At 56.1% G+C, this 15,296-nt stretch carries 3 protein-coding genes; 1 reads left to right on the forward strand and 2 read right to left on the reverse strand.

The window, feature by feature from the left end:
* Nucleotides 1–511: 511 nt before the first annotated feature.
* Nucleotides 512–11,791 (forward strand): hypothetical protein, encoded by an 11,280-nt coding sequence (locus tag C6Y53_RS17435; RefSeq protein WP_149615551.1) that lies wholly within the window; start codon nucleotides 512–514, stop codon nucleotides 11,789–11,791.
* On the opposite strand, the gene C6Y53_RS17440 is transcribed toward C6Y53_RS17435, so the two are convergent.
* Both C6Y53_RS17440 and C6Y53_RS17445 read right to left on the reverse strand, forming a co-directional pair.
* Entirely contained in the window at nucleotides 11,792–13,111 is a 1,320-nt protein-coding gene (locus C6Y53_RS17440) for an HlyD family type I secretion periplasmic adaptor subunit (protein ID WP_106473598.1), read from the reverse strand. It lies immediately after the preceding gene.
* Nucleotides 13,108–15,192, reverse strand: a complete 2,085-nt coding sequence (locus C6Y53_RS17445) for a type I secretion system permease/ATPase (protein WP_106473599.1) — start codon at nucleotides 15,190–15,192, stop codon at nucleotides 13,108–13,110. The genes C6Y53_RS17440 and C6Y53_RS17445 overlap by 4 nt, the downstream gene beginning before the upstream one ends.
* Nucleotides 15,193–15,296: the final 104 nt, after the last annotated feature.

Below are 15,296 nucleotides of genomic sequence, written 5' to 3' on the forward strand. Positions count from 1 at the left end.
ATACACCTTAGAAACGCTGCAAAACTGTCTAAAAAGATGGGACCACTTCAGGTGGGGCTGATCAGAGGTGCCGTGAAACTCGTCTGCCCAGTCGGTAAGGTTTGGAATCGCATTTCGACAATCAACCAGCCAGACCTTGGTGGTTTTCGACGTGTTCGAGAATTCCCTCAGCATGTCATAGATATGGTCGATAAAGACCTTCCAGATTTCTCGACTTAGGATCTTGTCATGGATATTGCGATTAGAGAACGGCTTGCCCAGCCATTTGTCCTTGGCAGTGTAGATTGTCTGACGACAGACAGGCCTGATTTCTCGGGGCTGGGTCAAATACTCTGAGGTCACGCTTTCTACCCCATAGATCGCCCAGTGAATGGTGAAACTACAACCGGTGAGGGGCCGACTGAATTCGCCTCAAGCGGGCTGCAATCCGCTGCATCTATCGCTATTGTATTTTCCACGTTAAAGAAATTTGTTAGGGTCTTTATATTTTCTAAAACTTGGGTTGGTCGCCGTGAACAATCATTTTTCCTCTGCAGTAATCCGTGTCAGTCTGGGCACAACTCAAGAACAACTGAAGGAGCTGATTAAGCTATCCAAGGATGGATTGGAGGTAGAAGGTCTGCTTCTGATCAACCCGTTTACTGTTGGCGCATCGCTTCCGCCCGGTAGCGACATTTCAAGGGTTCTATTGCTAGGGGCAGATCTGCTTCTGGTGCAGCAAAATGGCGAGGTCCTGGTGCTCGTGGGCGGGGGCGAAGGGAGCTATGAGCTCCTATTGGATGGGCTGACCATTTCGTCTTCGGTGCTGCAGAACGCGGCGGTTGAGGACAGCAGCTGGACAAATGCTGGGGATGGCAGGGGACAGGATACCTTTGATAGGTCAAGAGATGGCGACATCTCTGAGCAAGGTTCGGGCAGCTCCCTTCCGGTTTCTGCCGGTGATCCCCTGGAGGGATTAGAAATTCATCCCCTGCTACCGCCCACTGACTACCCGGACAGGCAAAGGCCAGATCGGCACAGAGGTGGTGAAGCGTATGAGTCGACGGCGGTGCCGGTGATCGTGATTGATCCCGATGCCGTTTACGCAGAAACGGATGCCCCTCTTTCCTTTGCATTGTCGGACAGAATTGGTGTGGAGCTGGCTGGTGACAGCATCGGTGAGTACATAAGCGAAGTTACGGTATCATTGCTGGGATTGCCAAGTGGGACGACAGCTTCAGCAGGTAACTTGATTGACGCCGGAAATGGCACATTTACGCTTGAATTTACTGGGTCGCTTGCGAACTATAATGCGCTTACCCTGACATTCCCCGAAGATTTCTCATCGGACAGTCGCATTGATTTCCCAGCCGGGGATCTAACAGGTGAGATCAAAGCCAAGACAAATTTTGGGGACGAAGCAGTCTCACCTATTTCCCTGCGCATTACACCCGAAGGGGATGTGTCGATTGATGACAGCCTGCCGGACAGGGTTGCGGATGAGACCGATGCGGTTGTCGCGTTGGTCCCGGCGTCGCTGTTGCTGCCCGAGGCCGCCGATCTGGATGGATCCGAGGCCTTGTGCAGCCTGACCCTGGTGATCGAGGGATTGCCCGGTGACGGCAGTTTTACACTGGCGGATATTGCCGGTCTTCCCGCAGGTGCGGTGGCGGATCTGGCGACAGCGGCGGATGGGTCGTCGACTCTGACGCTAACGATGTCCGCAACGGATGTGGGGGATCTGGCGTCGGCCTATGCCGGGATTATGCTGAACCTGCCTGCGGATTTCTCGACCACCAACCGCTCTGATCTGGATGACGACGGGAATGGCCCGGATGCAGGGGATGCCACGGCCTTGCCGATTACCCTGACCCTGACAGTGCGCACCGACGAGGACCAGGCCAACGGCGACGACACCGCCATTGACGGCGAAGCCACCGCCACCCGCACCATCGATATCGAGCATGAGGCAGACATCAGCCTGTCAGCTCCTGCGCAGGTCACCGGTGTCGAAGACAGCGACAGCGGATCGGGTGTGACCGTGGATCTGGGGATCACGGCGTCGGTAGATGATGCCGATGGGTCCGAGACCGAAGCCATAGGAGATCCAAGATTTGCAGCCGAAGTCAGCATCAGTTTTACCGGGTTGCCAGGTGGAGCCACGGTAAATACCGGGCTTCTCAATGGGGCCAGCTGGACTGGCTCGGTGGCCCAGGCTAATATGCTGACGCTTGGCCTGCCAGAAAATTACGCCGGTGAAGTCTCGCTCTCGATTACGCTGACCACGCCTGAAGGGTCGCAGACCGTTGATCAGGTGGTCGAGATCTCTGGATCAGAGGATCTTAGCCTGGATATTGTCGAACTGGTGACTGCCGAAACCGATGCCGCGGTGCCGGTTGTGCCGTCGGACAGTTGGCAAGTAGTGCTGAGTGACCCTGACGGCAGCGAAGAGGTGGACACCGTGCAGCTGTCTCTGACGGACCTGCCACCGGGGATGACCTTTAATGGGCCTCCGTCCTCGACAATCACCTATGACGCGGCAGCGGGCACGATGGAATTTACGGGGACCTTGGCAGAATATCAGTCTCTGGTGCTTGTCTTTCCACAGGGCTATTCCACCGAAAGTCCCAGTGCGGATGGGCTGGTGATCAATGGCACCCTGTCGGCCACCAGTACCGAGTCCGGAGTTGCGACCTCTAACGTGACGCTGCGCATTATCCCCGAAGGGGATGTGTCGATTGATGACAGCCTGCCGGACAGGGTTGCGGATGAGACCGATGCGGTTGTCGCGTTGGTCCCAGCGTCGCTGTTGCTGCCCGAGGCCACCGATCTGGATGGATCCGAGGCCTTGGGCAGCCTGACCCTGGTGATCGAGGGATTGCCCGGTGACGGCAGTTTTACACTGGCGGATATTGCCGGTCTTCCCGCAGGTGCGGTGGCGGATCTGGCGACAGCGGCGGATGGGGCGTCGACTCTGACGCTGACGATGTCCGCAACGGATGTGGGGGATCTGGCGTCGGCCTATGCCGGGATTATGCTGAACCTGCCTGCGGATTTCTCGACCACCAACCGCTCTGATCTGGATGACGACGGGAATGGCCCGGATGCAGGGGATGCCACGGCCTTGCCGATTACCCTGACCCTGACAGTGCGCACCGACGAGGACCAGGCCAACGGCGACGACACCGCCATTGACGGCGAAGCCACCGCCACCCGCACCATCGATATCGAGCATGAACATGACATCACGCTGGTCGTTGGCGATCCCAGCGATCCGGGCCCTTATCCGATCCCCGTGGTGGTTGGACAAGAGGATGACGGCATCCCTGCAAGTTCGGGGGGAGTGACAGTCACCATTCCTGTTGCGATTACGATTGATGACGCAGACGGTTCCGAAACCGCTGATACCAGTGACCCTCGGTTTGCGGCGCAGGTTCACATGCTGTTTGTCAACTTGCCCGCAGGTGCAACGGTCAATGCCGGAACGCTTACGGGTACAGTCTGGACAGGTTCCGTAGCCGAGGCAACGACCCCGCTCGAATTGAGCCTGCCCGGAGACTATGCCGGGATCATACCGGTCCTGATTGCGGTGCGAACCCCCGAAGGAGCAGTGGCTGACCTGTTGGCAGTTGCCATAACGCCAACGCCGGATGTCGTTGTTGATGGTGAAGTCATCGCCCAGGAAACAGACGCTGTTGTGTCGGTTCTGGTGTCGGATTTTGTTGATGTCGCTATCACCGATCCGAACGAGATCTTTATGGGGCTGGATTTCACTCTGCCGGGGTTGCCTGCCGGAACCACCGCAACCAATGTCAACACAGGTGACCCGGTGGGGAGTTTTACGACCCAGCCTGGTGGCACAGTCACATTCATCTACAATTCGCCAGCCGATGGGGCCTTGCCTAACGAGGTGCAGATCAACTTTCCGACCGACTACTCCTCGACCAATCCTGCAACCGATCTGATTGCTGATATGACCGTGATCACCGAAGAGATCGGTGCGCCGGGGATACCCTTGACGACAGACGCAGATGTTTTGCTGACGGTCCGCCACGAGGGAGATATTCGGATCGACGGTAGCGGAGCCCTGTCCCTGTCCGAGACCGATGACGTGGTTGATTTCAAACCGGTTGACGGCCTGAACCCGGTGGCAACTGACGCGGATGGCTCTGAAAGTGTCACGCATGTCTTGGTGAACTTTTCGAACCTCCCAAGTGGGGCAATGTTTGCGGCAGATGGCATCAACTTTGCTGCGGTTCCTGCCAGTGGCGCCATATTGGTCACTGCAACGGAATACGACAGTCTGGTTGTGCGCCTGCCACGGGATTATTCCACGGAAAACCCTGCCGAAACCGTCACTGCCAATGTGGTGGCAGTGACCGATGAAGGTGGGTTTGCCCAAGATACCCTGACGATCTCTGTCACTTCCGAAGGGGATCTGACGGTGACTGGCAGTGGTGTCATCACATTGACCGAGAACGACCGTCCTGGTGATCCTGATGATGACACAACTACCTTTGCTCCACTGGATTTTTCCCTGTCGGATGCCATTCAGGCTGCGGCGACAGACGCCGACGGTTCCGAAAGCATTGTGCAGGTGGATGTGGCGATAACGGGTCTGCCAGATGGTACCCAGATTTCGACAGATGGTGGTGGAACCTTTTCCACGGTGCCTGCCGGACCTCTGTTTTCTGTATCCCTGAGTGAGGCCGAATATAACAACGTGGTCATTCGCCTGCCGTACGATTTTTCAACCGAAAGCCCGGGCAGCGCAATTACGGGTACAGCGACCTTTGTCACTGACGAGGCCATCTTGGCCGGAGAGACAGATACCGGGCCAGACGATGGAATCGAAACTGCGGGGTTCACGGTCACGGTATCGGCCGAGGCGGATGTGAATGTTTTTGCGCCGGATTATGTCGGAAACGAAGATCAACCGCCGCATCAGCTGAACCTGGATGCGGCCCTGTCTGACATGGACTTTTCAGAGGTGGTCACCGGTATCACGGTCACATTCACGGATCTGCCCACCAATACAGCCAGCAATGGCCCGATCATCATTGAAACTGACCGGGCCAGCTATACTGTTGAAAATACGTCAACCTTCTCGATGACACTTGCTGATATGACTGAGCTGCGGTCGATCAAGTTCAGTCAACTCCCGGAACATTTTTCCGGGATCATCAATGGCGACCTGACAATTGTCTCGAATGAATCTGGCCCAGCAGGGGTCAGCCAGTCGTTTGAAGTGGATATCCTGCCTGATGCCGAGACGGAACTGGAGGTTTCGATTGATACCTCTGAGAGTGGTGTCGGTAGCACTGCCACTGGCGACTATGTGGTCAAGGAGGATCATAGTTTCCTGGTGAACATCAGAGGGTCTACTCCTGATCAGGATGGGTCTGAATCTCTTCAGACACTGGAGATCCACAACGTTCCTGTGGGCTGGCTGACTGATGATGGCTCGGGCAATATAGATATGAGCCAATTTGAGGGGGATACCTCTGCAATTGCCAGTGCAACAGTGGCGGGTACGCTGGTTACAATCACATTCAATCCCGGCACTGTGGATTTCGATGCCGGGCTTCGCTTTACCCTTCTTCAACATGACGACCGGGATCTGGAAACGATCCTGCACAGCGAAGACCTGCAGTTTGTCTTGAATGGAGTTGATACAGCCGCCGGGCTTTCGGATAACAACGACAGTGTTAGCCAGTATATCGATGTGGATGTCGATGCGGTCGTGGATGGATTGCGGCTACATGGCGAAGAGACCATAACCCAAGAGAACCAGAATGGTCCAGTCACCATAGGCCTTGGTGTCGACAGGTTTGCGCTTAAAGACAATGACGGCTCGGAGACAATCAATAGCGTGCAACTGGCGGTGACAATAGCCACAGCCAGCGATGGGTTTGATGCGCGCAGCGATATGGGGCTTGCCACTGCCAGCGCGGGGCATTCCGGCTATATCCAGATCGGCATTGATCCAGCGTCGACAGCTGAGACGGTGATCTACACTCTAGAACCGGCAGCGGGTGTCTCATTCGCGCATTTCTCTGCGGCGGTTAGGGATTTGGAACTGGAATTCCCGGCCAAGTTCAGCGGTGGAATTGATGTTGTGCTTAGTGTCGAGCATCAGGAGACCACAACGCCAGCCAACAACCCGGAAGATCCGGCCAGTGGCTATGCCGGAGATCACGAATATGATGGGTCTGACAATGTAAAGACCTCAACTCTGGAGCTGCACCACGAGATTGAACCGGTTGTGGATATCGACATTGCGATGCGTGTTTTTGCGGTGAATGGTGACTTTGTCAGCGATGGGTTCCCCGCCGAAGTCTCTGGCACGGCTGATACGGGTCAGTCTGTGACCGTTAGCGATATTATCGAATTCCTTGAAAGTACCGCTGATGGATCAGGGGAAGGGCAGGTAACGTTCTTTGTTGGTCTGTCTGGAGCCACGACGGATTCAGATGGTTCCGAGGAAATCGGAACGATGGTGATTTCAAATATTCCATCCGCATGGATCGATCATGCGCTGGACGGGGTAACCTTGCTGCGCGCCGGTCTGTTTGATGCAACCGGCACTGCACCGATTTCAAATGCCCAGTGGGATCAGATTGACAGCGCAGTGTACGATCCTGCGACCGGTGATCTGACCGTGACATTCCTTCCTGATGTCACAGGCTTTGACTTTGCTCTGGGATTGCAGCCTTCGCTTTATGAAGACTATGATTTTGATCGCTCGGATAGCGATGCGTTTACGGCAGAAGGCGCGTTTTTTGGCGATGAGCTCAACATCGAAGTCAGCGCTCGGGATACAAACACATTGCAAACGGATGTGGACCAGTCGGATATCACATTTGATGTGGATGTTGGGCCGGTCAATAACACCGTGGTGATTATCAGCATACCGCCCGGAAATGAGCAGGTCATTGATGATGCCGGTGGCGTCTGGCAGATACCGTTTACACCTGTCATCCAGGACAGCGACGGGTCCGAGGAAATCATTTCGGTTGTCATTCGCGGATTGCCATCGGGCATTACCGTATTTGTTCCGGATCCGGCCAATCCCGGTGGCGAAAAAATCCCTGCTGTTATCACAGATGTAAGTGGAGCGGGAGCAGCCGACTGGAGTTTGGACGCCGGGCAATGGGACGGCGTAGAATTGCGGGGGATCCCCCGGCATTTTGCTGGTGACTACCCCATTACGCTAGAGGCCGTGACCCAAGAGGCTGATGGCGGCACCGCGACAACAACATTGAATGTGACGCTTCGAGTGGAGCCAGTGGTGGACGGTGGCAACCCATCGGAACATGTCGAAACCATGGAGGACACTGCGGTCCATGTGGTGTTGGATGGCAATATCATCGACAACTCGGGGAACTCTCCGGGATCGCCGGAAATTATCCTCGATTTCTTTACCATACACGATATTCAGGCAGATGATTTTGGCCGGTTGCCAAGGTTCTTTGATGGGGTGCCCGTACCAGACCCGGCCAATCCGGGCAGTTACACCAATGAATTGACCGCAGCGCCGGGATTGCCGCTGTTGATCTCTCCCAGTCAGGCTGCAAATCTTTATGTTCTGCCGCCTCAGGATAGCAACCAGGACTTTGTCCCTGAGGGTACGGGACCAGGGTATCTGTTCCAAGTCACTTTAACCTACCAGGAAACTTTGGACCCCACCCAAACCTTGTCCAGCACTGGCAGGGTGACCATGGAACTGACAGGCGTTGCCGACACGCCGCAGATTGCTGTGCAAGAGGCCGATCCGGACCAGACCAGTGGCGATCCTGTCATTGCACCGGGTGATGTGCATGTCGAATTTCGACCAGGTAGCGAAGACACAGATGGGGCAGGGCCAGCAGGGAACTCCGGGACAGAGAATTATCACCGCCTATATGGTTATGCCGGGGAGGATACTAAACCGTTTCTTCTGGATCAGCGGCTGACCAATTATGTCCTGCAAAACGGCGTGGCACAGACGGTTCTGGATCAAGAGAATGGTGTACCAGGCGCGGATGTTTTTCAGGCCGCCGATCCGATTACGGGCGAGATGTCCGAGATCTTTGTCGGCGGTGGTACGCCCTTTGATGGCTCGGAAACCCTATATTATTTGATCTCAGGCATTCCCAGTGGAGTAGGGTTCGAAGGCGGTACTCCGGTCGACAGCAGCGGTGAAACCTATCTGGTGATGGAAGGGCAGCTGGATACGCTGGCCTTCATTCCTGAAAACGTGGATGAAGTCACCTATTACGATCTGACATTGACCGCAATTGTCATGGAAAATGACGCGGATCCCGCTGCATTGGCTGCGGCTCGGGCTGCGGCAACCGACCCTGGAACCGGAGAGCTTGACCTTGATCAGTTCCTGAACGCAATCAGAAGCAACCCCGGGTTCGCGACAGCTGAGGACGACTTTACTGTCGTGGTTCTGCCCGAGACTGGTGGGGGCATCGACCCTTGCCCACCAGAAGAGCTGTTGCCACCAAGCCTGTCATTGGTTGGCTCAGGAGATGAGGATACCCAGATTGAGCTGCATCTGGCACTTGATCCTGGTGGTAACCCACAGTTCGATGACATTTCTGACCTGATCAATCTGCCCCTGGGGATCACGGGGGATCTTGGCATTCTGATAGATTTGCCGCCGGGCGCGAGCCTGACAAGCGACGTGCCAGGGGCAGTGGTTTATGACCCGATTTCGGGGGGATATGCCATTGACCTGGCCAAGTTGATTGGCAACCCAGCGCCCGGTTCCCTGCAATCTGAAGGCGCGCTTTTGTATACGCCGCCCGAGCATGAATCGAGCCCGGTAAACCCGTTCGATCCCAATGAAACTTTTGGGCCGGATGATCCCTATGACAATCTGTCTGGGTTGGATTACCGGCTGGTTCTGAACAATATCACCTGCGGAACGACGTCGACTGCCAATGGCAATTTTAGCTTTGTTATCAACCCTGTCGTTGATGGTCCGGACATGGTGTTTGGCGGCAGCAGATCCTTTGACGAAGATACCGAATATCTTCCTAATATTTCGGTCACTGGACCGGATGGCGGTGAACGTCTGGTTGGCAATGTCAGCATTACCCTGGGAGAAGGAGGGCGTCTGTTTGTAAGTGGCGTGGAATTGCCCCCAGACGCCTTGGATCCAGTAACCGGAGACGCTTCTTTTACCGTGACACCTGCACAACTGGCGGATCTCAGCATCATGGCAGCCGAGCATTACTCGGGCCCGATGAGCATCACGGTAACGGCAACCGCTGAAGATATTGATGGCAGTACGTTGTCGCGGACGGAAACACGTACTGTAGATGTGATCCCGGTGGCTGATGAGCCTGTATTCATTCCGGATACTTCGAATGTAGATCCCGAAACCGGCAATCCGTTTATTGATGTGTCTGATCCGAACCTGCCGGTGATAACTATCATCGAGGATCAGTGGTTCACCCTATGGGATGCGCTACAGGCGATGCCACCAGATCAGGACGGCTCCGAAGCCGTATCTGCCACAATAGGAACTATCCCAGATTATCTGGAAATACGTGCCACCGGCGGTGCCTCTTTGATCAACAATGGTGACGGCACCTATTCGATCCGTGCCGAAGACCTGGACAAGGTTGAGTTTAAACTAAAAGATGAGCACGCGCGCACGCCAGACCCGCTCGATGCCGATATTCCTGCTCAAATTCCGATCACCATTACCTTGAATACGCTCGAAATTGCAAACTCGGACGAAGCCTCTGGTCAACAGGACATCCTGATCCAGGTTCGCCCGGATGCGGACGAGCCGACGGTGACGGCTTCGGTTTCTCCAACAGATGGGGTCGAGGATCAGCCAACGCCATATACGCTGACAATTTCAGCGGATACTCCGGACTTTCACGAAGTGATTTCACTTCAGCTTACGGGGGTGCCGCTTGGTGGGCAGATCCTGCTGGATGGCGTGCCTCTGACAGTGACAGGTGGCGTTGTTGAGATTCCAGCTGTTGCTGACGCAGGTGGTAGCGGAACCAATCCGTTTGTGCCGGATGGCACAGTGACTTTTGTCCCTCCACTGGATTTTGCAGGGGATGTTTCATTTTCGGTTGTCGCCACGACTACGGATAGCTCCCCCCTGTTTACCGATACGGAAGATTCCGATGCCGTATTGGTGGATTTTGACATCGCGGTGTCACCGGATCTTGATTTTGCAATCAACGATGCTTCGGTGGTTTTGACTGAAGCAGATTCCTTGTTGGTGTATCATCCATCTGATGATGTGACCGTGGACGTTACAGATGTCGACGGCTCCGAAATTGCCACCGTGACCTACACGCTGACCGGTGTCCCAGCTGGCACCTTTGGGTTCTATGGGGGCAGTTTTGTCTTTGCCAGTGGCGGCACACTCAGCTTTAGCGGCACCGAGGCCGAGTTTGCTGCCTTACAAATTACATTCCCAGCTCATGCGGCCACCAATGGGACCTCGATTGCTGGTTTTGTAACGGCAGTTACAAACGAAGGCGGCAGCGATGGGGGCAGTTTCACGATTGATATCGATGGTGAACTTGACCTGGCGGTTAGCGTAACACCGGTAGGTGGGACGCAAGACGGCAACCCGGTGGTTATTGATATGGGGATCAATGCGGATCTGACCCATTCGGCAGCCGAAGACTATGAATGGCTAGAACAGGTTGTGGTCAGTTTTGATGCCGCACTACCCGAAGGGAGCAGCGCCAGTTCCGGGGTGTTGTCGACGGATCGTCAAACCCTGACGCTAACCCGTGGGGCAATGGACCCTGCAGGTTTTGCGGCGACTGTTGCGGCCCTGACCTTGACCGTCCCCGGCAGCTTTGCAGGGGATATCACCGGAACTGTGACAGCTGAGACAAATCACGGCGCAGAAACGCCGGTCGCTTTCTCGGTAACGGTTGTCGAAGATGGTTCGCCAGATGTGACCGGGCCGGTCACATTCTCAACCGCAGATCCGGTGTCTACGGTCACGTTTACAGAACTCTTGGCCAACTCCAGTGACACCGACCTGCCTTTGGGAATTCAAAACATTTCAACAGCGGATCCAGACGTATCGCTCATCGTGACTGCAAACTCGGTGCAGATTACCGTGCCGGATGGCTATGTCGGCACACCTGTTCTGTCCTATGAAGTGGTCGACAGTGGAGGCTTGTCTACGGCCACCACGGCAAATCTGGATATTGATACGCTGCAAATGGAAGCAACAGGGTCCACAGTGATCGGGCCGTCTGGCGGCACCCATGATTTGATGGATGACGTGACTGGCGCCCCTGGCGGATCGGACATCGCCAAGGGAACTGCAGGCAACGATGCGGTGGTGTATGACGCTTCAGGCAGCGACTACAGCGAGATAGAGGGCTTTTCGCTGCTGGGAGGGAATGATTTTGTTGACCTGTCAACCTCAAGTGCAGGATATTCTGTCGACCTTGGCAGCGGCGCGGACTGGGCTGTTGGTGGACAAGGGCAGGACACCCTACAAGGCGGATTGGGCGCCGATGTGCTGGATGGCGGTTTGGGGAATGACATCCTGACCGGAGGCTGGGGAAATGACATCTTTGTTCTGGGAACCGGAGGCATTGATCAGATCACCGACTATCAGGAAACCGGTGGGCTTGGCGTCGATCAAATCGACCTGACAGCTCTGGGTATCATAACCCAAGCCGATATCAGTTTTGACGGCTTCGGAAACCTGTCGGTTAGTGGTACGCAATATGCGAGCGTGTCCGACGGCGGTGGCATTCCATCCCAGGTCGAGGTGATTTTTGAAGCGGCGTCAGGAGAGGCCACGGCGATCATCTGATCAGCGTTCGCGAAGAGCCTCGGCACGCGCTTTACGCAGTGGCTTAAGAATGTAGTCAAGAACGGTGCGCTCGCCCGTCAGGATATCGACGGTGGCCACCATGCCGGGGCGTATTTCGTGACGTTCGTCACCTCGGCGCAGCTCTGTGCTTGCGGTTTCCACAACAATCGGGAAATAGATTTCCCCTGTTGCTTCATCGGTCTTGGCATCGGCACCGATACGGGTGACTTCTCCCTCCAGCGCACCGTAGATTGTAAAATCAAACGACGTCAGTTTGACCTTGGCTGACAGGCCTGGGCGAATGAACGCAATGTCTTCGGGTCGGACACGAGCCTCTACCTGCAAGCTGTCTTCAAGCGGGACAATGCGCAGAACCTCTTCGCCGGGTTTGACCACCTCATCAATTGTATTGACGTTCAATTGTGTCACCAGCCCGTTTACCGGCGCACGCAGACTGGCACGGTTCACAGCACTTGTGGCCCGTTTCATCGTCTCCTCAATCACTTCCAGCTTACTCTGGGTCTCGGCTCGTTCGGCGCTGATTTCGGCCTGCCGTTTGAGTTCCAGCTCGCGCAAGCGCGCCTCAGACTCGCGCAGCGCCGCACGTGCCTGCCCCTGCAGGCTTTCCTGATTGTCACGTTCTTGCCGCTTGGCCGAACGTTCGCGCTCTAGCGGCAGTATTTGGGTGCGCGGGATCACCCCTGATGCAGTCTTGAGGTCGATTTCCTCGCTTAACAGGGCAAGGCTCTCGTCGATCCGCAGCATTGCGGCCCCTAGCTTCGAGACTTCTTGCCGCGCCTGGTCTATCTGGGCCTCTAACACGGCCCGCTGCCCGATATACGATGCCAGGCGGTTATCGAACAATGCTTTTTCCCGCAGCGCAATTGGTGCGTCTTCTGCAACCGCTGAGCTAGAAAAGTCGAGTGTTTCAATCCCTGCTGCTTCGGTTTCAAGCCGCAATGTGCGGACCAACAAGGCTTCGTGCTGTGCAACCAGCTCGCCCAAATTGGTCGAGGCCGAGGTGTCGTCGATCCGGACCAAAACATCCCCACGCACCACCTCGTCACCCTCGGCCACATGGATTTCTCGCACCACACCACCTTCCAAGCTTTCGACGGTGCGTGCGCGTCCCGAAGGGACAACGCGGCCCTGTGCGCGTGCAACCTCTTCCAATGTTGCCCAGGCAGCCCATGCAAGGCCAAGACCAGCCAAAGTAATCACCAGAACCAGCGCAAAGGTCAGTGCGCGATGCGCGCTGCCAAGACGGGCTGCCTCTGCGCCTTGGGCAAAATCCCGCAGCTCCCAATCCTGTCGGCTCAAGTGGCTTTCTCCTCTGTGGGAGTTTTCAATGCAGTAAGAACTTGATCTCTGGGGCCGTCATGCAGGATTTTCCCCTGATCCAGCACTAGCAATCTTGTAGTCAGGCTGAGCAGGCTTCTCCGGTGTGTCGAAATAATCAAAGTCATCGGCCGATGGGCAAGCAGATAGGACAAGCGCTTTACAAACCTGGCTTCGTTGGCCTGATCCATAGATGAGGTGGGCTCATCCAGTATCAGTACTTTGGGGTTTTGCAGCAGGGCACGCGCCAGGGCGACCATCTGGCGCTGACCGCCTGACAGATTGCGCCCTCGTTCTGTGATCTGCATGCCATAGCCCTGGGGATGGGCCATCGCGATTTGGTCTACCCCGGCCAATTTGGCGGCTCGCAAGATTTCGACATCGCGGGCATCGGACAATCCAAACGCAATGTTTTCGGCCAGTGAGCCGGAAAACAGCACCGCCTCTTGTGGCACCAGCTGCACGGCGCTGCGCAATTGGGCCGTGCTGAGCTGTTTCATGTTGATGCCATCCAGACGCACCATGCCCGAGGTCGGTTCATACAATCCGGCCAGCAGCCGCACCAAGCTCGTTTTGCCCGCACCAACCGGGCCAACAATGCCAATGCATTCTTTTGGCTGCACCGTAAGGTCAGACACCTCCATCGCGTCAACCTCGGCGCCGGGGTATCTAAGCCCGGCTTGGTCTAAGTTGATCTCGCCGTCATGGATCTGGGCGTTTAGCCTGTGTTTCGTCCGGCTGGAATCAGACCCAAGAGCCATCAGCTGGTCAAGGTTGCGCAGGGTCGACAGGGCATAGCTGCCTCGTAGGAACAGACCGGACAAAGCGGCCATCGGGGCCATGGCCCGCCCGGACAGGATAACCGAGGCAATCACGGCCCCCATGGTAAGCTGCCCGTTCAGGGCCATGTAGACCCCGATAATGACAATCCCGATCGACGACATCTGCTGCAGCAGCGATGTCACCGTGGTTGCAAAAGTCGCAAGCCAACGGCTGCGTTCCTGGGCCGTCGCACTGGCCGCGACCTGGGTTTCCCAGCGGTGCTGCATCCGCCCCTGACCAGCAACGGCCTTGAGCGTTTCAAGATCTGTTACTGCTTCGACGACAACCGCGTTCTTGTTACCGCTGGTCTGGCGTGCATCGTTACTGGCGCGGCGCAGCGGGATCAAAACTCCAATCCCCACACAGAGCGTCACCAAAAGGGCTACTGCTGGGGGCAGGGCGAGAGGACCGCCGATATAGGCAATCACCGCTACGAACAGCACGCTGAAAACCAGATCGGTCATCGAGGCCACAGTCTGTGAGCCAAAGAAATCGCGGACCTGCTCGTAATCTTTGAGCGAATTCATGAGCGCGCCGGATGAACGATCCAGATTTTCCAGCTTTAGCCCAGCGATCTGCTGAAACAAAAGCGATGAAACCACCAGATCAACACGTCGGCCCACCTTATCCACGATGCCAGCCCGTAGCCCCTTTAGTCCCGCATCCAGTAGCAGTGCTATTGCAACGCCGGCGACCAGCGACCATAGCGTTGTGATGGCGGCATTCGGAAACACGCGATCATACACGTTCATTGTGAACATCGGCACGACCAGCGCCAGCGCGTTCACAACAGCCGAGGCAAGAATGACCTGCATATAGTCTGGCCAGTTTCGAAAGACAGTACCCCAGAACCAGCGTCTGGGTACATTGGCGCTGGCATCGCCAACATGTGCCGTCTGGGAAGGTCCCTGCAGAACCAGCGCATGGCCCGAGTAATCTGCCTCTATTTGATCTGCAGGCAGCGTCACAGGAAGAGGACCCTGAGATGGTCGCAAGACCTCGACGTCACCGGTAGAAGAGTGGGAAATCAGCACACAGGCGTCGCGGCCTGACAAGAACAGAACCGCAGGCAGGACTGAAACAGGCAAATCCTTCAGGCGGCCCTGACGGGTCAGCATGGCCCTGAACTCTTGCCCTGCTGCCGCGCGTATGGCCAATTCGGGGGTCATCTTCCCGCCGGTTGGCAGCGGTAACCCAGAACGCAGGGTGCTCTCGTCAATATCCCGCCCCATGCGCCGCATGGCTTCTGCCAGCGAGGCAGCTAGAGGATCAAGAGGGCGGTCTTCGATTTGCCAATCCGCGACCTTAGAGGACTCTGCCTGTACCACCCGACGGCTTGGCGAAA

It is taken from the genome of Pukyongiella litopenaei (genome assembly GCF_003008555.2).
Lineage (GTDB): Bacteria > Pseudomonadota > Alphaproteobacteria > Rhodobacterales > Rhodobacteraceae > Pukyongiella > Pukyongiella litopenaei.